Origin of the sequence: Labedella gwakjiensis, from assembly GCF_003014675.1 — a bacterium.
Lineage (GTDB): Bacteria > Actinomycetota > Actinomycetes > Actinomycetales > Microbacteriaceae > Labedella > Labedella gwakjiensis.
The window spans coordinates 2648866-2667131 of sequence record NZ_PYAU01000001.1; the positions used below are offsets into that span (position 1 = coordinate 2648866).

Here is an 18266-nt window from a genome sequence, read left to right on the forward strand (position 1 = left end):
GATCCCGTGCTGGAAGAGGAATACCTGCAACCGCGGAAGCTGCCCACCCATCTGCGGAAGAAGCCCGCGCCTGAGGCGCCCTTCGAGTACACCATCCGCGACGTCGAGCTGACCGATCTGCCCGACATCCGCGAGATCTACAACTACTACGTGACGAACAGCTCGGTCACCTTCGACGAGGACCGCTGGAGCCTCGCGAAGTGGAAGTCGAAGTTCGCGCACCTGCAGAAGCAGGGCATGCCGTTCATCGTGGCAGTGTCGCCGAACGGCCACGTGCTCGGCTACGCGCTCGTGCAGCCGTGGAAGGAGAAGCGGGCGTACCGCTTCACCGTGGAGAACAGCATCTACCTGGGCGCCGCGGCCACGGGCAAGGGGCTCGGGCGTGCGCTCCTCGGGGCGCTCATCGAGCGGTCGAAGAAGGCGGGTCTCAAGGAGATCCTCGCGGTGATCAGCGACAAGGGTGCAGAGGCGTCTCTCGCGCTGCATGCGCAGTTCGGCTTCAAGGAGATCGGCCGGATGGGCCGCGTGGGCTTCAAGTTCGATCGCTGGCTCGGCACCGTCATGCTCCAGCTCTCGCTGAAGTAGCGCCGTCTCACCCGATCCTCGCGCTCATCGGACGGTGAGCACCCCGCTGCCGGACGTAGGCTGAGCGCATGACCGACGTCGACTGGGAACGGCTGTCCGCGCTCGAGCTCTGGGTGCGTCTGCAACGCGGCGACATCTCACCCGTCGAACTCACCGACGTGGTGATCGCCCGCGCCGAGCGCCTCGATCCCGACCTCGGAGCCTTCGCCCACCTCGCGCCCGACGTGGCCCGCGCCCGCGCGCGGCACGTTCAGGACCACCAGCCGAAGACCGACCGGCTCTGGGGCCTCCCGCTCGCCGACAAGGACCTCACGGCTCGCGCCGGCACCCCCATCGCGTGGGGCTCACGCGCCTTCCCCGGCACCGTCTCCGACCGCAGCGACGCGATCGTGGACGTCCTCGACGCGGCCGGCGCGATCAGCATCGGGAAGACGGCGACCCCCGAGTTCGGTCTCTACGGCTACACGGAACCGTTCGGGCGCGCGCCCGCTCGGAACCCCTGGGACCCGACGCTTGGCGCCGGCGGGTCGAGCGGGGGAGCGGCGGCGGCCGTCGCCGCCCGGATCCTCCCATTCGCTCCCGCAAGCGACGGCGGTGGTTCGATCCGTATTCCCGCAGCGGCATGCGGTCTTGTCGGACTGAAGCCGTCGCGCGGGCGTGTGCCGTCGGGGTCCGCCCTCGACTCCCTTGCGGGCCTGTCCGTGAAGGGACCCATCGCGCGTACCGTGCAGGACGCCGCGCTGCTCTTCGACGCGATGCTCGATCGTCGCAACGGCCGCATCCCGCACCCGTTCAGTGTGGGGGCGCCCGAGTTCGACGACGGCGACTACCTCGGCGTCGCCACGCGCGGAGAGGGTCGCTTCACGCTCGGCGTGCTCGCGAACAGCCCGTGGGACGACGACACCGAGATCACCGTGTCGCCTGAGGCGCAGGACGCCGTGGCGCTCGCCGTTGAGCACCTCACCGCGATCGGCCACGGCATCGAGGAGACCACCCTCGACCACGGCGGTGTCTACCCGGACGCGTTCCGGACGATCTGGCAGGTGTCCGCCGCGACGCTGCCCGTGGACGCCGACACGATTGGGCTGCTCGAACCGGTGACCCAGGAGCTCGTGGTGCGCGGGCGTGCCGTCTCCGCCCGCACCCTCGCGAACACGCTCTCGACGCTCGCCGCGTTCGAGCGGCGCGTGATCGCCCAGTTCGATCGCTTCGACGCCGTCATCACCCCGACGCTCGCGCTCACACCGCGGCGCATCGGCTGGCACGATATCGCCGACCCGGATCGGAACTTCGCCCAGCAGGTGCAGTACTCGCCGTTCACGTCGTTCGTGAACGTCGCGGGGCTTCCCGCCATCACCCTGCCCGTGCACCAGACCGAGGAGGGGTTGCCGATGGGTGTGCAGCTCATCGGCCGCCCCGGTCGCGAGGACGTGCTCCTGTCGATCGGCGCCCAGCTGGAGCGTCGGATCCGCTGGCAGCACCGCCGCCCGCCGCTCTCATGAACGACGTCGATCCGGCCGACTTGCTCATCACTCGACGGGAACAGCTTCTCCGCGAGGCGGGCGTTGCGGAGTCCCGGTTGAGCGACATCCGCACGATCCGAGCCGGCGGCTCCGACGACGACGAGCACGACCCGGAGGGCGAGACGCTGTCCGCTCAGTGGTCGCAGGCCGAGGGCCTCCGCGCCGGGCTCGCGGACGAGCTCGCGGAGGTGGACCGCGCCCTCGCCCGCGTGGCCGACGGTACGTATGGCGTGTGTGTGCGCTGTGGTCGCCCCATCGGGGCCGAGCGGCTCGCGGCGCGGCCGACGGCCGAGCTGTGCATCGACTGCGCGAGAATTGTGGAGGCTCGGCGCTGAAGTGATCCGATCTACACCGTGAGGTCGATGAGTGTCTCAAGCTTCATGACCCGCTCGAGGGGAGTTCCGGTGAGCTCGGCCACCGTCAGGGTGTCGTCGATGAGGTCCGAGTCGTCGACGAGTTCGAGCAGCACGTCGTTCATGGCGGCGCGCAGCCCCGGGTGTTCGTCGGCTCCGACGTGGATCGGGTCGCGGGCCGTCAACGGGAGGACGACGAGCAGATCTACGGTGCGGAGTGCCTCTGCCGTGTGGGCCATCGCGCGCTCGCGGAACTGTTCGTCGAGCTCGGTGCCATCCAGGTCTGCCAGTGCGATGAGGTAGGCCAGGAAATCGAGTGGCCCTCGTTCCGCGATGACGTGTGTACGGCCCGGTTCGTCGGTGAGTCGGACCGCTGCGATGCGTAGCTGTGACGCGAAGATCCGTGCGCCCAGTGCGTCGTCTTCGTCGACGAGTTCGAACGGGTCGGGCAGTGCCGTGAACTCCGGGTGGCGGAGGACGAAATCCGAGATGAGCGTGCTCTTGCCGCTAGCGTGGGTCCCGGACACGACGATTCGCACGGCGTCGACGATACCGCTCCCTCGTGCCAGCGTATGACGTGGCGGATCGTCATGTGGAGACGCGTCTGACGGATGGGACGACGATCCGGTATGTGCGGGATGCGTCTGATCGGATCGTGGAGCGTCGGGTGTAGAAGGCGAATACGCCGGATGTGGTGACGCGGTTCGGGTTCGCCGGGGCCGGGGATAGCCCGGACCTGACGTTGGACGCGGACAGCAACGTCGTGGAGCAGACGATGTCGCTGCCGGGTGGGGTGTTGGCGTCGTTCCGTCCGGATGGCACGGAGACGTGGTCGTTCCCGAATCTCCCTAGGGATGTGGTGGTGACGACGGATGGGGAGGGTGTTCGTCAGGGTGCGCGGGCGGTGTATGACCCGTTCGGCCAGCCCGTGGACCCAGTGACCGGGACTGTGGGCACGACAACAGCGGATGATGCGGTGCCGGACACCGTGCCGGGTGCGGACGCGGACTATGGGTGGTTGGGGCAGCACCAGAAGCTGTATGAGCACCAAGGGTCGGTCGCGACGATCGAGATGGGGGCGCGTCAGTACGTGCCCGCGCTCGGGCGCTTCTTGGAGGTCGACCCGGTCGAGGGCGGGGTGGAGAACAGCTATGTGTATCCGTAGGACCCGATCAACAAGGCGGACACGAGTGGGACCGAGGAATGGTGGATGTCAGCCGCCAAGTGGGTGACTGAATCACCGGCGGGCAAGATGCTCTCCTTTGCTTGTGGATTCGTCCCCGGCGCTGTCGGAATGGCTTGCGGGGCGGTGAATGCCATCGCATATGCGGTCCAAGGGAGGACCGAGGAGGCGATCCTTGCGGGTGTGGGAATGATCGGTGGTATTGCGTTGACTGCGGGAGTCAAGGCCGCCCTGAAGCCCATGCTCAAGGCTTCAGCGGCTGACATGAAGATCAGCAGAACTGTTCCGATGTCGGGGCTACGTGTCAAGACCAATCGAACACGGCGGATTACAGCCCAGTCTGCGGTCACCGCTGGCAACCTGTTCGGCATGCTCCCCAATGCCATATATGACGACAAGAAGAAGAGCACACCTGTTCGGCGGGGCGGAGGCGGGGGTGGCAGGATGAGGTTCACATGAGAAGGAATCGCCCTCATCCCCGTCGCATGCGGGTATCCGGCACGGGGACTGGAGCTCGTCTATCGGCGTTCGTGCTGGGTCCGATCTGGATCGGGGCGAACGTTATCGGCACGCGAGTCTGGGAAAGTGACTCCGTCAACGACCTTTCCTTTTGGTTCTATCTGAGCGTGGCGCTGGGGCTCGCGTTCATGGTGCGGAGCCTGTTCTGTGGTGTGGTGATCGACGCGAATCAGCTCAAGATCGTCTCCTGGTACTACACGCGCAGATATCCGCGCAATGCGATCGCCGCAATCACCTATCAGTCCTATGCGGGCCTCTTCACGAACGGGGGCGGTGGAGCCAACCTCCTCAGCACTCGAACAAAGATGATTGGTGTCCGGCTGACGTCGGGCAGAGAAAAGCTGTGGCCCGTGACCATCATGACCAATCATCGATGCGACGAAGTCACCCAATGGTTGGGAAAACATCTTGATAAGCCCATCGAGCGCGTCCAGGACTTCTGAGATCCCACGGCGCTGGCGGATCAGACGTTGGTGTATGACGTGGCGGATCGTCACGTGGAGACGCGTCTGACGGATGGGACGACGATCCGGTACACGCGGGATGCGTCGGATCGGATCGTGGAACCCAAAGTCAGTAAGGCGAATACGCCGGACGTGGTGACGCTGTTCGGCTTCGGCGGAGCCGGGGACAGCCCGGACCTCACGCTCGACGCGGACAACAACATCACCGAGCAGACCCTGAGCCTGCCGGGTGGGGTGTTGGCGTCGTTCCGTCCGGATGGGTCGGAGACGTGGTCGTTCCCGAATCTGCACGGTGACGTTGTGGTGACGACGGACGGGGAGGGTGTCCGTCAGGGGGGCCGGGCGGTGTATGACCCGTTCGGCCAGCCTGTCGATCCCGCCACCGGAACCGTCGGAACGGCAGTGGCGGATGATGCGGTGCCGGAGAACGTGTCGGGTGCGGATGCGGATTACGGGTGGTTGGGGCAGCATCAGAAGCTGTATGAGCACCAGGGGTCCGTGGCGACGATCGAGATGGGGGCACGACAGTACGTGCCCGCGCTGGGGCGGTTCCTCGAGGTCGATCCGGTCGAGGGTGGGGTGGAGAACGCGTATGTGTATCCGCAGGACCCGATCAACCAGGTCGATCTGACAGGCGAGTTCGCGTTCGCTCTTCTTGGAGGATTCGCTGTCGAGGGAGGGGCAAACGCCTGGAACCCCGTGGGTTGGGTGATCTTGGCCGCCGTTGTTGTCGTCGGTGCCGCAATCCTCATCACTCAAGAGGTAAATAAGGCTCGCGCCGCCGATGTCATGGAGCGGAGCAAGAAGGCGAAGGCGAAGGCCGCGAGCTTGAAGGGGACAACCGTTCCACGCGGCCAGGTCGGCAACGGAAAGACCGGAAGGTGGTTCAACACCAAGGCGGAAGCGATCCGGAATGCGAGAGACTATGCAAATAAGAGGCCGAATACGCGTTGCTATCGCGGCCCATGTGCCGCGGGGGACCACGTACATGTCGACCAGATTCCTAACGGTCGGGCACAGAAGCCACACCACTACTACTGGAGGAGCATGTCGGCGAACGGACGGAGGGCGGTCTAATCATGTGGATTACTGAGGATGGACGGACGCACAGTGCTGCCTTCGACCCCTGGATGGTCGCGGAGGGGCGGAAGATGATCCTCCGGGCCCGCCGTCTCGACGCGGATTCTCTCGAGAAGTGCCGGGACCAGATCGAGCGCTTGTTCGTAGAGATTGATGACCAGGTGAATAAGGAACTGGCGTACTCCGAGGATGAGGCGAATTGGGAAGCGAAATGGGTCCCCGATGAGTACCTCGAGTTCCTCGATCAGCGGGTCGAATACTCGCCAGCGTCCATCAAAGAGGCCGTGTCGGAGCTGCCAGCGCGTTGGCAGCAGGACGGCGTGTACTTTCTGGAAAGCGTCTTTGACGAGGCAGCCGAGTCGTGGTGGCGTCATGTCCGGACGAAGCTCAGATGGATGGTCCGGTCGTTGCGACCCTCCTAGGTGAGGGTGCAGGCATGCGTGTGGCGCGACGACGGATTGGGAAGGCCGAGCGGGCAGTTTCCGCGGCACTTGGACACGGCGTCGGGCAGGAGGAAGTAGTGAAGGCTTCTGAGTTCGACCAGCGTGAGCGTGACTGGGGCCTGCGCTACCTCAGATCGCGCGACCTCGCGGATCTAGTCTGGGGTCGCTACTTCTCTAAGTAGCACCGTTTCACCCGAGGTAGAACAGAACGCTCTTTAGGGCGGGTAGCGGAGCCTATCCGAGCAAATGTTTGAGGGCCTGGAGAGCAACCGCCGGATCGAGGAGGAAACGCTGATGGACGATTACCCATCGCTCGTTGTGAAGATCGACCTCGCCACACTTCGTGAACATGCGCCGCGAGCGGTGGGATATCCCGATGTCCTCCGCGCTGGCTTCGAACGGGGACTCATCACCGCTGAGGATCTCGTCGCGAACTTCCTCGCTCGTTACGACTCTGGTTGTCTCTCGAAGCCGGAGGAGACGATCGCGCTTTTGCTTTCCGATGAATTCGATCGGATCGGTCCGCTTCTCGCGGAGTCAGCGCCGGGCGACGTGCCGAGCCCGCGGGCACGAGAGGTTTGGATGTTCGCGACGGCGGCGGCCTTGAGATCGATTTGGCCTCGACTGTCCGACCCCTGGGGCGAACTGGATCTCATCGCCTTCGCATGGGGAGATCTGCCGGAGTACGTCGCCCTCCGTGCGTGGGAGCCAGCGCGAACCGAATCGGATGGCCGGACGCTCGGCAGACTGGATCGCCTCGACGCGCTGCTCGCTGAGAAGCGAGAGACACTGTGACCTCGGAGCTCGACCAACAGGACACGATGCTCGTGCGCGCCATCGTCTACGGGATCCGCAGCCACCTTGGTGATGACGTGGCTCTCGATGTCCGGCAAGACGTGGACGGACGCGACTACGTCTCTGTGTCACCGGTGACAGGGCAAGATTCGTTTCTCTGCGCCCACGTCGCAGCTGGGGAGGTTCACATCACCGATGAGTCGACGGTCGACGAGAAATCAGAAGATCTCGATGAGGAAATCGATCGTGGCGAGTGGGCGGTCGCGTTGGTTTGTGATCTTGCGCGTTTCGGGGCTGCACGTGTACGCACCTCTCGATTCCTGCCCGTCTCCCTCAACCAACTTCATATCTTCAGATCGGACGCAGAACGACGGGCGGTGCTGTCAACGAGTGAAGGCCGGATCGTGGGAGAGTTCCGACCGTTTGTGGAGGCGACGCTGTCGTGACGTCTGCGTTGAGTTGCGGCGCCGAGCCTCCCTCACACGGGGACGTTCTCCGAATTCGCGCCCGCCGATAGTGTGATCCGCAGAAGATCGCGTCCGTGGTGGCGGGCGCGCTGGACGAACGCCCGTCGATCGGGGCCACACGGACGGGTATCGCGACATGACGAACACGAGCGAGCATCCGGCACGCATCGAGCGTGCGATAGCGCTGTTCGAGGCGGGGGAATGGGACGCGCTCGCGGATCTTCCCGGCGCCGAGACCTTCGACGACGACGATGCGGAGTCGCTCGCCGCGGCGACCGGCGGCGAGGACAGCGCGGAGTATTGGCACGACTGGGCCGACGCGGATGACAGGGGTGAGGCGCTCAGCGCCATCGGCTGCGTCCTGTGGAGCATCGAGCATGATGCGGACGCCGTCGTCGTGCTCGAGCGCGCCCAGGCGCTCGGTCAGGACTGTGCGGCGAACATCGGCGAGCTCTACGTGTACCTCGGCGACTGGCCATCGGCCGAACGGTGGTTCCGGCTGGCGCTGGACGCGAAGGCTCACTGGTGGGAGCGCGCCGCCTACCGCCTCGGCGAGCATGCCTTCGAGGTGGACGACCAGGTCGGCGACGACGTGATCGCGCTCCTCGAGGCGGGGATGACCGCCGCGAAGGAGGCCGTCGTCGTCCTCGGGTGGTTGTATCGGCGACGAGGCGACATCGATGCGGCGAGGCGGATCCTCGAAGAGGCGCACCCCGACAACGACCTGGTGGCCCTCCCTCTCGGCAACCTGCTGCGCGACGAGTTCGACGACGTCGAGGGAGCTCGCGCGGCCTATGAAGCGGGGTACAAGGGAGGCGACGCCAACTCCGCGTTCAACCTCGCGGTCATGCTGGAAGACCTCGACCACCCGGAAGAGGCACTCGAGTGGATGCGGAAGGCCGCCCGTGGTGGGGACGCGGCGGCCCGCGCCGACCTCACGAGCCGGGGTGACGAGGGTTGGGCGGACCACGACGAGGCCGGGGATCCGGCCTGGATGCGCGCCCTCTACCGAGGCGACCTCCTTCCGCACCTCCAGGGCGCCGCGCTCCCGGGCGACTACCCGACGATCTTCCGCATCAACGACATCGTTTCCACGCCGGCGCCGGGGCAGATCGCTCACGCCGCACGCCTCGGTTGGCCGATCGTGATCGAACCGCACGCGCGAGGATTCGACCTCGCTGCGCTGGGAACGGCGATCACGGCGATCCGCGACCTGACGATCGCGGACGCGGCGGGAATCCGCGGGTGGAGCGTGCTCTCCGACGCGCGGTCGCTCGAAGAGCTGGAGATGGACGGCTCCGAGCCGAACGAGCCGGTGGACCTGAGCGTGCTTCCCCGACTGGTCGATGCGTCCGTGCGGGGACGGAACGCCTTCTCGGCCGCGGGCAACCCTGCCGTTCGGGCTCTGTCGATGACGCTGCTCGACGGGCAGCCAGCGCCCGACGTCCAGGCGCCAATCGAGTTCTTCGGGGTGAGCGGGAATGCGGCGGGTGAGGCGATCGCGTCGATCGTCCAGCCGGAATCGTTGGTCCAACTCGTGGTCATCGGGGCTGTCGGTCTGGATTGCGCGTCACTGCTGCGCTTCCCGTCGCTGCGGGACGTCGAGCTGAGGGCGTGTACGGGCGTGACGAACACGCGAATGCTCGAACGGATCCCACGGCTCGACTCCCTCCATGTGGACGACTGCCGCGATGTCGAGGACGTCGCTTTCGTCGCTGGATTCGTGGCACGACTGGAACGAGCTGGAGAGCAGCCCGCCGATGACTGAATCCGAGGAGCGGGGAGGGTCTCTATCGCCAGAAGAGGCTTATCGCCGCGCGCGGTTCGCCGTAGACATGGAGAACCGTACAGACGACGAGGTCCTCGAACTCGCCTCCCTCGCTATCGGGCACGTCGACCTGGCTGTCGTCCTCGCCGCGTCCGTGCTCCGACGACGCGGCGAGATTGATCGTGCGAGAGAGCTCCTCGAGGCTCACGTCGATGTGAACGACCGTGTGCCATTCCGGCTCGGCATTCTGTTGCAGTTCGATGTCGGCGATCTCGAGGGAGCCAAGACGGCCTACCGCGCGGCGTTCGAGCGTGGTGACGCGTCAGGCGCGTACAACCTCGCGTACCTCGTGGCGGAGGAGCAGGACGGACAAGCCGAGGCGGTCGAGTGGCTCCGCCGGGCAGGGGAGGCGGGAAGTTCTCTCGCGCGTGCCGACCTCGCGTCCCGCGGCATGGCGGAGTGGGAGGAAGAATCTGAGGACGGTCCGTATCGCTGGGTCGAGGAGTGCTATCCGGCGGACCTCGTTCCGTGGATCGTCGCCAGCCCCGATCCTGACCCGGCGTTCGAACCTCATTTCCTCGTGAGTGACGACAGGCCGTTTCCAACGGCTGGCCAGTTGGCTCGCGCGGCTCTGTCCGACCTTCAGATCCAACTCCTGGTGACGAAGAACGAGCTCGACCTATTCTCGCTGTCCGCAGCCATCCCAGATCTCAGGAACCTCAGGATCGCCGACGGTGCACGCGTCACCGGCCTCTCCGCATTGCTCGACGCAGGTTCGCTCGTGGATCTCAATCTCCAGATCAAGGGCGACGAACCCGTTGACCTCAGCACGCTCCCGGCGCTCCGCCACGCGTCGGTGACGGGCGTCAACTTCCTCTCGGTCTGCCGGCATCCGCAACTCGAATGGCTTGGACTCGATCTGCCGCGGGCGTCGCTGCTTCCCACGATCGAGGCGCCGATTCGGACGCTGTCCATGACGGCGAAGCACGCGGGTGCGGTGCTCGAACGGGTCGCCCACCCGCATCTGCTGGAGTCGCTGACCCTCTTCAAAGCACGCGACCTCGACCTCGATGTGCTGCGGCGCTTCCCCAACCTGACGAAGATCGAGATGTTGTGGTGCAACGGGATAGTCAGCACGGCGGTGCTCGCCGACCTCCCGAAGCTTCGAGAACTGGAGATGTATCGCTGCCGTAACCTCGACGATGCCGCCGTGGTCGGGACCGTTCAGAGTCGCCTCCGGGGGGAGAGCGACCAGGAGCTGGTCATTGGCCCGTTCATCTTGTCGGAGTACGGCGAGGAGGAAGACGGTCGGTTCGATCTGTCGACGAGCTCCGCCGGCTGGGAGGGGATCGCCGAGCCGTTCGCCGATCGGATCCTCGCCTCCAGCGGCTACCAGATGGAGAAGCTCGTCGTCTCGATCGCGAAGCTGGAGGGGCTGTGGTCGCGTGGGATCGAGCGGGACTCTGAGGCGGAGGCGATCCACCTGATCTTCCGCGGACGCGAGGCTGCCGTCGCCGTGGCGGAGGCGGCGTGGGCGGCCTTCTGCGACGAGGACCGCCTCGACGCGGCCCTGCAAGCGGCGCGGATGCGGGGGAAGCGGTGACGACCCCAGACGTGCCACCCCCACGGATCGAGGACGTGCAGGCGCTCCTGCGTGACACGTTCTGGCGTCTCGATCCCGTCGGCGTCGCCTTCGACGCCGAGTTCACGTGGAACGAGTATCACGAGATCGCGGACGCCGCTGCTCGAAGAGCGGCCGACGGGGAGGATCTTGAGGCGATCGAGCGAGAGATCGTGCGTGAATTCCGTCAGGACTGGGGCCTGGATCATCCGGAGGAGACCGCGCGAGCGGCCGGAGCGGCCGTCGAGCTGTATCGGCGGCGGCCGGCGGTGATCGCGGCAGCGGCGACCGACAGAGACTCCGTCCCCCTCGGTCTCGGTCACCTGGGGGAGCTCGGATCATGGACCGTCCGCGCACGCCCGGATCGAGTGGAGCGTTTCGAGGTTCGCCGCCTCACACCGACAGACCCGCGCGGCTCGGTCGAGCAACTCGAGGTGTTCCCTCTCGACCGCCACCACCGCCCCGTGGTCGTCACGGTCGTGAACGGGGGCATCATTACGGTCGTGACGAGCGAGACGTCGTATCGCGAACTCGAGATCGATCACGATCTCGTCGACGTGATCGATGACATCACCTCTGAACTGCTCCGCGCATTCCCCCTCATCACGGCGCCACGCGTCGACCTCGGGCGGCTGGGACAGCGGATCCGTGACGAGCTCGGAGGACTGTACCTCCTCCACGTCGACATTCCGGACGCGCTCCTTCCCGCGTTCACGATGGATGTGATGGCGTACGGACGGCGGCTCGGGTTGCTTCCCGCCGCGACAGCCGTGTCCGGGTCGCTGTGGCGCTACGAGAACGGGATCTCATTGACGCCGGTCGAGGAGAGGATCGCGTTCGCGCTGTCGGAGGAGGCGCTCGATGTCGAACGCTGGCTCGATGAATGGGACATCGCGCCCGCGTTGCGGGGGAACTGCGAGCGCTTCTGGATCGCGGTCACTTTCCACGCCCTCCTGCTCGCGTGGGAGTCGCCGAGCTTCGACACGTATTTTGCGGGGTCCATGGATAGGGCCTGGGGCGACTCGACCGCATTCACCGAGACCATCCACCGAAGCGACCGGCTCTTTCGATTGCGACGGCACGCGTGGCTCCGCCAGCACCTGGAGGCTGACCTGTCGGCGGAGATAGCTGCCCTCGCTGCCGAACACATTCCCCCCGGCGGCCGCGGGTCCGCACTCTTAGCCTGACGCCGAGCCGGTCAACCCCGCACCCGGACGGACGGTGTCTGGCAGTCTCGAACGACACCGACACTTTGAGGGAGCCCCATGATCGACCGCGACGCGCTCGCCGACATCGCCGCCGAGACCATCCACGCCGTCGACCCCGGCGGGTCCGGGCGCCCGGCCGAGGCCTATGCGGACGTCGCGGGAGAGCTCGCCGATCGGGTGCAGGCAGCGGTGTCCCAGCTCGAGCTCACCGAGTGGTTGAGCACCGTTCTCCCCGGTGAGGGTGCGGAAAGGGACGCGGATGCTCGCACGATCGTGAGCGCGGTCTTCGCCGACCTCCACGAGGTGTCGTCCTCCCCGCTCATCGAGCAGATCGACCCCGAGGCGTAGGGGCTCTCGCGCCACGGCGCGCCGCCGCGCCGTAACGGTCGTTGTCGGCCCTTGTCCCCTCCTGCGTTCGTCGACTACCCTTGAACTCGATGTTTGCGTAAACATCTGGCTGATGATGTTTGCGCAAACATGAGCATGTCTCGCCGATGAGGCATGCCGTTCCATTCACCGTTGAAAGGACTGCATCGATGACGATGCGAACAACGACGACTCGACGACTCGTCGCCGGCGCTGCCGCGACTGCCCTCGCAGCCGGCGCCCTGGCGGCCACATCCCTCACAGCGCTCCCGGCCACGGCGGCTCCCGCCGACGCGGGAACCACCATCACCCCGAACCCCTGGTATGCCGGAGACACCTTCGACGGCTGGGGCACGAGCCTCGTCTGGTTCGCGAACGCCACGGGTGGCTACCCCGAGGAACTCCGCGAGGAGCTCTACCAGAAGGTGTTCGGGAAGGACGGGCTCAACCTCAACATCGCGCGCTACAACATCGGCGGCGGCAACGCGTCGGATGTCGACGACTACCTCCGCCCCGGCGGCGCCGTCGAGGGCTGGTGGAAGGCCGACCCGACGGGCTCCGACGGCACCTACGGCGGAGTGAGCACGAGCTACGCCGACCGTGACGCGCTCCTCGGGGAGTGGGACGCCGACGACCCCTCGAACTACGACGAGAACGCCGACGAGACGCAGCGCTGGTGGGTGGAGCGGCTCGTCGAGGCCGACCAGATCAGCCACTGGGAGACGTTCTCGAACTCCGCCCCCTACTTCATGACGGAGAGCGGCTACGCGTCGGGCGGATTCGACTCGAACGCGCAGCAGCTCAAGCCCGAGGCTGAGGAAGCGTTCGTCGGATACATCAAGGAGGTCACGCAGCGCCTCGAGGACCAGTACGGGATCTCGGTCGACACGATCGACCCGTTCAACGAGCCCAACACCAACTACTGGGGCACCACCCTGGTGAACGGTGATCCGACCGGCCGCCAGGAGGGCATGCACGTGTCGCCCGACCAGCAGGTCGACGTGATCCGCGCCCTCGCCGCCGAGCTCGCCGAGTCCGACACGACCACCGACGCGGTGATCGCGGCGATGGACGAGACCAACCCGAGCCGGTTCGCCGGCAACTGGGCCGCCTACCCGCAGGAGGTCCGCGACCTCGTCGAGCAGATGAACGTGCACACGTACGGCACGGACGGCCGACTCACCGTGCGCGACCTGGCCAAGCAGGACTCCTCGCCGCTCTGGATGAGCGAGATCGAGGGCAACTGGGGCGGAGGGTGGAACCCCAACAGCATCGAGAACGGTCTGGGGATCTCCGGCCGCATCATGGACGACCTCCGCGAGCTCGAGCCGCAGGCGTGGGTGCTCTGGCAGCCCGTCGAGGACCTCTACAACATGGAGCCGCAGGCGGAGAACGCCAACTGGGGTTCGATCTTCATCGACCTCGACTGCCAGCCGTACGACGAGGGCGGTGAGACCATCTGGAAGTCGGAGCGTCGTGTCGCCGACGCCGGAGGAGACTCCACCAAGGCGCCCGAATGCGGGATTCAGGTGAACTCGAAGTTCAACACCATCCGCAACTTCACGCACTTCATCGCCAACGGCGACCACCTCGTGGCCGTCGACGACGCCAACAGCACCGCCGCCGTGAAGGCCGATGGTTCGGGTGCCACGATCGTGCACCGGAACACGGGAACGACAGCGAAGACCGTCACGCTCGACCTGTCGGGCTTCGGCTCGATCGCAGCGGGTGCCACGGTGACCCCCTACGTGACCACCGAGGCTCCGGAGGGCGCCGACCCGACGTCCACGGGAATCGTGCCGGGCACGCGCGTGGCCGTCGACGCCGCGTCAAAGACCGCGACCCTGACGGTCCCTGCGAAGTCGGTCGTGACGTTCGACATCTCCGGAGTGTCCGGCGTCTCCGCCGACGCGCCGCAGATCGAGGACGGACACGACTACCAGATCGTCGGCGTCCAGAGCGGCAAGGCCCTCACCGCCACGACCGGTTCGCCGGCCACCACCATCACCACGTCGGCGACCACCTCGGCAGCCGGAACGGCGCAGACGTGGACGGCGCACGAGGTCACAGGCACGAAGGCCGGCACGCGAGCCGTCGTGCTGCAGTCGGGCGACGGCCGTGTGCTCGCCGCCACGAGCGGCGGAACGGAGCTGCGCTCCGTCGATCCGGCGGCTGCGGCCTCCGATCCGGCGACCACCTGGGTCGTCAACTCCACGGACGGGCGGACGTTCAGCTTCATGAATGCCTCCACCGCGACGTCGCTCGACGTGGCGCAGGCCTCCAGCGCGGAGAACACCTCGGTGGGCGTGTACGGATCGAACGGCGGTGCGAACCAGCGGTGGACCCTCCGAGACCTCGCTCCGAGCGACGGCCAGACGGTCGCCGTGCGGACGACGGCCGGTGTCGCACCGACACTGCCGGCGAGCGTGGCCGCCCGGTACGAGTGGGGCACGGGGGCTCCGGCCGCCGTGGCGTGGACCACTCCCGCCGCGTCCGTCTGGAACACCACGGGCCGCGTCGACGTGCCGGGAACGGCGACGGACGTGTTCGGAACCGAGTTCTCCGTGACGGCGCAGGTCGACGTGGGCGGCCTGACGGTCACCGACCCCGTGTCGCTCACGGTCGCCGCCGGAAGCTCAGCCGACGTGGTCGCGCCGGTCGTCCCGACGACGGTGCCCGCCCGTGTCGGCGCCTCCGAGAACACGTTCGACGTGCCCGTCACGTGGGACCTCGCCGGGCTCACCGACGAGGCTCTCGCCTCCGTCGGAACCGTCGAGATCCCCGGTACCGCCGAGATCGACGGGGACACTCTGGACGCAACGCTCTTCGTGATCGTCACGGAGGCGGAACCGCGCAACTTCGCGCCGGATGCCGGCGTCACCGCGTCGGCGTCCTCCACCGAGGGCGGATACGTCGCCGACAACACGCGGAACGGCGTGCTCGATGACAAGGGCTGGTCGAACTGGGTGTCGTCGAACAAGCCGGCGCAGAGCACGCTCGAGTACCGGTTCGACAGCCGCGACGTCAACGGAGTGACCGTGAGGTTCTACGCGGACGGCGGCAACCGCAGCTGGGCGGAGTCGCTCCAGATCCTGGCGCGCGACGCCGACGGCACGTGGACTCCGGTGCCCGGCTACGAGACCGCGACCGCGGTCTCCGAGCCCGAGGACGGAAGCGCGCCGGTGGTCGAAGTCGCGTTCGATCCGATCGCCGCGGCGGGCATCCGAGTGGTCATGAACGCGTACGCGAACACGCACCTGACGGTGTCGGAGGTGCAGCTGTTCGAGCCGAGCGCGACCCCGTCTGCCTTGAGCGCCCTCGCGGCGCTGCGGGTGAACGGGGAGAGCGTCGACGGGTTCGATGCCGACACGACCGCCTACTCGGCGACGACCGTCGGGTCGCGGTACCCGACGATCGGCGCGATTCCGGTGGACCGTGAGGCCGAGGTCGTCGTCGATCCCCCCACGGCGGACAACGAGGGCACGGCGACGGTCACCGTCACGAGTCCTGACGGGAGCACCACGACCGTCTACACGATCGCGGTGACGCGTCAGGCGGCCGTGCTGTCGGTCGCGATCAGCGGTGACGTGCGCGTCGGGTCCACGGTGACCGCGGTCGCCGACGTCGATCCCGGTGATGCGAGCGTGACCTACGAGTGGCTGCTCGATGGGGAGCCGATCGCTGCTGACGTCGAGCCGTCGTCCGAGCGGGTGGCCGCAGCGGTGCTCGCGGCCGACACCGCCTCCCTCGTGATCCCAGCCGACGCGGAGGGCTCGCTGCTCTCCATCAGGGCGGTTGCTGCGGCCGACGGGTTCGAGGAGTCGGCGGTCGTCGAGAGTGATGCGGTGCGGATTGCGGCGGCGCTGCCCGTCCAGCCCGAGAATCCGGGCGAAGAAGAGCCCTCGTCTCCGGGGTCGGGGTCCGGATCTGGTGCGGGAGACGGCTCGGGTGCTGGGAACGGTGATCCGTCGCTCGCGGTCACGGGAGCGGAGGCCGGGCCGTGGATGGCTCTCGCCTCCGTCATGCTGGCTCTCGGAATCGCGGTGCTGTGGCTGCGCCGGGTGGTGCGGCGAGGCTGATCACCGATCGATGGTGACCTTCGGGGGCGGTGCTGCGGCGCCGCCCCCGATCGCCCGTGCGTGGGGTCGCTCATCATTCGTGCGGTGAGCGTCGCGATGTCGGTGGTTCGTGGTTCGCTCGTGTCATGTACGGACCTCCGTTCCTCGACGAACGCTTCGATGGCCCAGCCCTCGACACGGCGGTGTGGACGCCCGCTTACCTCCCCGCGTGGAGCAGCGCGGGAGAGGCCGCGGCCACATATCGCCTGGAGAGCGATGGGCTGCATCTGAGCCTGCCGCCCGAACATCCGCTGTGGTGCCCCGGCCTCCACGAGGGTGCGCTGCGCGTCTCGGCGGTCCAGAGCGGCAACTGGTCGGGGCCCGTCGGGAGTGCTCAGGGGCAGCAGCCCTTTCGCGAGGGGCTCGTCGTCCGGGAGGAACAGCCTGCGCGCTGGGGATTCACGCCGTATCTCGGGCGGGTGGAGGTGGAGTGCCGGGCGATCATCGGACCACGGTCCATGTTCTCCGCGTGGATGGTGGGGGTAGAGGACGTTCCCGAGAGGTCCGGCGAGATCTGTCTCGTAGAGGTCTTCGGCGACGCGATCCGCTCCGACGAGCAGGGTACGGTGTCGGCGGATGTCGGATCGGGCATTCATCCGTTCCGCGATCCGGTGCTGCGCGAGCAGTTCCGGGCCGAGCCGACCGCGATCGACGTCGGCGAGTTCCACCGCTACGCCGTGGAGTGGACGCGGGATCGCGTGGGCTTCTTCATCGATGGCGAGCCCACCTGGTCGGTGGAGCAGGCGCCGGACTACCCGCTGCAGCTGATCCTCGGCGTCTTCGACTTCCCCGATCGGGACGCGGAGGACGACCGCGTGCCGGAGCTCGTCGTGCGGCGGGTGGTGGGGGAGCGGCTCGACGGGTGAGCGGCGGCTCGGTGCGAGGCTACCTCCCACGTCCGTCGGGCAGACTGGGGACATGGAATCGTGTGTCTTCTGCCGCATCATCCGCGGTGAGGAGCCCGCCGTGTGGGTGGAGCGGGAGGAGCACGCCGTCGCATTCGCGCCGCTGCCCGATTCGTCGCTGGCCCCCGGGCACACGCTCGTCGTCCCCGTGCATCACAGTAAGGACCTGGTCTCGGCCGATCCCGTCGCGCTGGCCGCCACCACGGCGTTGGCCCAACGGGTCGCGCGCGCGATGGTCGGCGGCATCGGGGCGACCGGTGTGGTGCTGCTCCAGGCCTCTGGAGCGGATGCCGGGCAGAGCGTTCCGCACCTGCACCTGCATGTCGTGCCGTGCTGGCCGGACGACGGCACGACGCATTGGCCGGATCCTCCGTCGGCCCACCGGCATGACGGTGACCCGCACGCGGCACTCGCGGAGATGTTCGAGTGAGCGACGACGTGTCGCGCTCCGACGCGGTGGATCCGGATGCGATCGACTCCGACGCACCGGGTTCCGACCTCCCCAAGCGTGACCGATCCGCGTTGCGTCGCGCGAGCGGGGCGCCTCGGCGACGAGGCCGTGGCGCTGCGGCGTCACTCCTCGGCAGTGTCGCCTGGGAGGTTCTGCTCGAGGTGGTCTTCCTCGTGCTGGTCGGGCTCGTCTCGTGGCTCGTCTATGAAGAACTGCGGTGGGGGTTCATCGCCGTCGTGTTTCTGGGCGTGAACGCCGTACTCGCCATGATCGCCTTCGTGGCGTTCGCTCGACGACGTGGTCGTCGTCGGCGCTCGGCGGGCGAACGGCGGGACGTGGTACGGAACAGAACCGGACTCTGACCGGGTTTTTCGTCACTCCGACGGTGACGAGTCAATGTCGGTGGTCTGGTGTTCA

At 67.1% G+C, this 18266-nt stretch carries 19 protein-coding genes; 18 read left to right on the forward strand and 1 reads right to left on the reverse strand.

The genetic code is table 11. The features are described 5' to 3' along the window. Positions 1 to 6: 6 nt before the first annotated feature. The 3 genes from CLV49_RS12425 (at position 7) to CLV49_RS12435 (ending at position 2443) form a co-directional block, all read left to right on the forward strand. Entirely contained in the window at positions 7 to 585 is a 579-nt protein-coding gene (locus CLV49_RS12425; RefSeq protein ID WP_106563814.1) for a GNAT family N-acetyltransferase, read from the forward strand. Between the two features lie 68 nt (positions 586 to 653). Beyond that, the gene (locus CLV49_RS12430; protein ID WP_106563815.1) at positions 654 to 2087 is read left to right on the forward strand and encodes an amidase; all 1434 of its coding nucleotides are present in this window, start codon (positions 654 to 656) and stop codon (positions 2085 to 2087) included. 77 nt (positions 2088 to 2164) lie between these two features. Then, complete coding sequence (locus CLV49_RS12435) at positions 2165 to 2443, forward strand: TraR/DksA family transcriptional regulator (RefSeq protein WP_244906354.1); 279 nt, start codon at positions 2165 to 2167, stop codon at positions 2441 to 2443. Positions 2444 to 2454: 11 nt separating this feature from the next. Here the strand turns inward: CLV49_RS12435 and CLV49_RS12440 are convergent, their stop codons facing one another. Then, positions 2455 to 3000 carry a DEAD/DEAH box helicase family protein gene (locus tag CLV49_RS12440; protein ID WP_106563817.1) on the reverse strand — a complete coding sequence of 182 codons (546 nt, stop codon included), beginning with the start codon at positions 2998 to 3000 and terminating at the stop codon, positions 2455 to 2457. Positions 3001 to 3152: 152 nt separating this feature from the next. On the opposite strand from CLV49_RS12440, the gene CLV49_RS12450 reads away from it, so the two are divergent. The 15 genes from CLV49_RS12450 to CLV49_RS12515 all read left to right on the forward strand — a co-directional run bounded on the left by CLV49_RS12450 (position 3153) and on the right by CLV49_RS12515 (position 18211). Then, positions 3153 to 3626 (forward strand): RHS repeat-associated core domain-containing protein, encoded by a 474-nt coding sequence (locus CLV49_RS12450; RefSeq protein ID WP_106563819.1) that lies wholly within the window; start codon positions 3153 to 3155, stop codon positions 3624 to 3626. A gap of 45 nt (positions 3627 to 3671) precedes the next feature. Continuing rightward, a complete protein-coding gene (locus CLV49_RS18195; RefSeq protein WP_127054288.1) occupies positions 3672 to 4103 on the forward strand; it encodes a hypothetical protein in 432 nt (143 codons plus the stop codon). Beyond that, entirely contained in the window at positions 4100 to 4606 is a 507-nt protein-coding gene (locus tag CLV49_RS12455) for a hypothetical protein (protein ID WP_127054286.1), read from the forward strand. The genes CLV49_RS18195 and CLV49_RS12455 overlap by 4 nt, the downstream gene beginning before the upstream one ends. Before the next feature lie 54 nt (positions 4607 to 4660). Next, positions 4661 to 5704, forward strand: coding sequence for an RHS repeat-associated core domain-containing protein (locus tag CLV49_RS12460; protein ID WP_127054284.1), 1044 nt, complete (start codon positions 4661 to 4663; stop codon positions 5702 to 5704). Between the two features lie 2 nt (positions 5705 to 5706). After that, positions 5707 to 6129, forward strand: coding sequence for a hypothetical protein (locus CLV49_RS12465; protein ID WP_106563822.1), 423 nt, complete (start codon positions 5707 to 5709; stop codon positions 6127 to 6129). Positions 6130 to 6396: 267 nt separating this feature from the next. After that, the gene (locus tag CLV49_RS12470; RefSeq protein ID WP_127054282.1) at positions 6397 to 6945 is read left to right on the forward strand and encodes a hypothetical protein; all 549 of its coding nucleotides are present in this window, start codon (positions 6397 to 6399) and stop codon (positions 6943 to 6945) included. Beyond that, positions 6942 to 7391, forward strand: a complete 450-nt coding sequence (locus CLV49_RS12475) for a hypothetical protein (RefSeq protein WP_106563824.1) — start codon at positions 6942 to 6944, stop codon at positions 7389 to 7391. Before CLV49_RS12470 ends, CLV49_RS12475 begins: the two co-directional genes overlap by 4 nt. A 157-nt stretch (positions 7392 to 7548) precedes the next feature. Further along, positions 7549 to 9180 (forward strand): tetratricopeptide repeat protein, encoded by a 1632-nt coding sequence (locus CLV49_RS12480; RefSeq protein WP_106563825.1) that lies wholly within the window; start codon positions 7549 to 7551, stop codon positions 9178 to 9180. Then, positions 9173 to 10783, forward strand: a complete 1611-nt coding sequence (locus tag CLV49_RS12485; protein WP_127054280.1) for an SEL1-like repeat protein — start codon at positions 9173 to 9175, stop codon at positions 10781 to 10783. Before CLV49_RS12480 ends, CLV49_RS12485 begins: the two co-directional genes overlap by 8 nt. Positions 10784 to 10794: 11 nt before the next feature. Continuing rightward, the gene (locus tag CLV49_RS12490; protein ID WP_127054278.1) at positions 10795 to 11988 is read left to right on the forward strand and encodes a hypothetical protein; all 1194 of its coding nucleotides are present in this window, start codon (positions 10795 to 10797) and stop codon (positions 11986 to 11988) included. 78 nt (positions 11989 to 12066) lie between these two features. Next, on the forward strand, positions 12067 to 12357 hold the full coding sequence (locus CLV49_RS12495; protein WP_106563828.1) for a hypothetical protein: 291 nt from the start codon (positions 12067 to 12069) through the stop codon (positions 12355 to 12357). A 188-nt stretch (positions 12358 to 12545) separates the two neighbouring features. Continuing rightward, positions 12546 to 16454: an Ig-like domain-containing protein gene (locus CLV49_RS12500; protein WP_106563829.1), complete on the forward strand. Its 3909-nt coding sequence runs from the start codon at positions 12546 to 12548 to the stop codon at positions 16452 to 16454. Positions 16455 to 16579: 125 nt separating this feature from the next. Further along, the gene (locus tag CLV49_RS12505; protein ID WP_106563830.1) at positions 16580 to 17359 is read left to right on the forward strand and encodes a glycoside hydrolase family 16 protein; all 780 of its coding nucleotides are present in this window, start codon (positions 16580 to 16582) and stop codon (positions 17357 to 17359) included. Between the two features lie 52 nt (positions 17360 to 17411). Beyond that, positions 17412 to 17828: an HIT family protein gene (locus CLV49_RS12510; protein WP_106563831.1), complete on the forward strand. Its 417-nt coding sequence runs from the start codon at positions 17412 to 17414 to the stop codon at positions 17826 to 17828. Then, positions 17825 to 18211 carry a hypothetical protein gene (locus CLV49_RS12515; RefSeq protein ID WP_106563832.1) on the forward strand — a complete coding sequence of 129 codons (387 nt, stop codon included), beginning with the start codon at positions 17825 to 17827 and terminating at the stop codon, positions 18209 to 18211. The genes CLV49_RS12510 and CLV49_RS12515 overlap by 4 nt, the downstream gene beginning before the upstream one ends. The last annotated feature ends 55 nt before the right edge of the window (positions 18212 to 18266 follow it).

What these genes read in the sequence shown, in the direction of transcription:
- CLV49_RS12430 (WP_106563815.1), top strand. Translation starts at nt 654, where the DNA reads ATGACCGACGTCGACTGGGAACGGCTGTCCGCGCTCGAGCTCTGGGTG.
- CLV49_RS18195 (WP_127054288.1), top strand. Translation starts at nt 3,672, where the DNA reads ATGTCAGCCGCCAAGTGGGTGACTGAATCACCGGCGGGCAAGATGCTC.
- CLV49_RS12455 (WP_127054286.1), top strand. Translation starts at nt 4,100, where the DNA reads ATGAGAAGGAATCGCCCTCATCCCCGTCGCATGCGGGTATCCGGCACG.
- CLV49_RS12465 (WP_106563822.1), top strand. Translation starts at nt 5,707, where the DNA reads ATGTGGATTACTGAGGATGGACGGACGCACAGTGCTGCCTTCGACCCC.
- CLV49_RS12470 (WP_127054282.1), top strand. Translation starts at nt 6,397, where the DNA reads ATGTTTGAGGGCCTGGAGAGCAACCGCCGGATCGAGGAGGAAACGCTG.
- CLV49_RS12480 (WP_106563825.1), top strand. Translation starts at nt 7,549, where the DNA reads ATGACGAACACGAGCGAGCATCCGGCACGCATCGAGCGTGCGATAGCG.
- CLV49_RS12485 (WP_127054280.1), top strand. Translation starts at nt 9,173, where the DNA reads ATGACTGAATCCGAGGAGCGGGGAGGGTCTCTATCGCCAGAAGAGGCT.
- CLV49_RS12495 (WP_106563828.1), top strand. Translation starts at nt 12,067, where the DNA reads ATGATCGACCGCGACGCGCTCGCCGACATCGCCGCCGAGACCATCCAC.
- CLV49_RS12500 (WP_106563829.1), top strand. Translation starts at nt 12,546, where the DNA reads ATGACGATGCGAACAACGACGACTCGACGACTCGTCGCCGGCGCTGCC.
- CLV49_RS12505 (WP_106563830.1), top strand. Translation starts at nt 16,580, where the DNA reads ATGTACGGACCTCCGTTCCTCGACGAACGCTTCGATGGCCCAGCCCTC.
- CLV49_RS12510 (WP_106563831.1), top strand. Translation starts at nt 17,412, where the DNA reads ATGGAATCGTGTGTCTTCTGCCGCATCATCCGCGGTGAGGAGCCCGCC.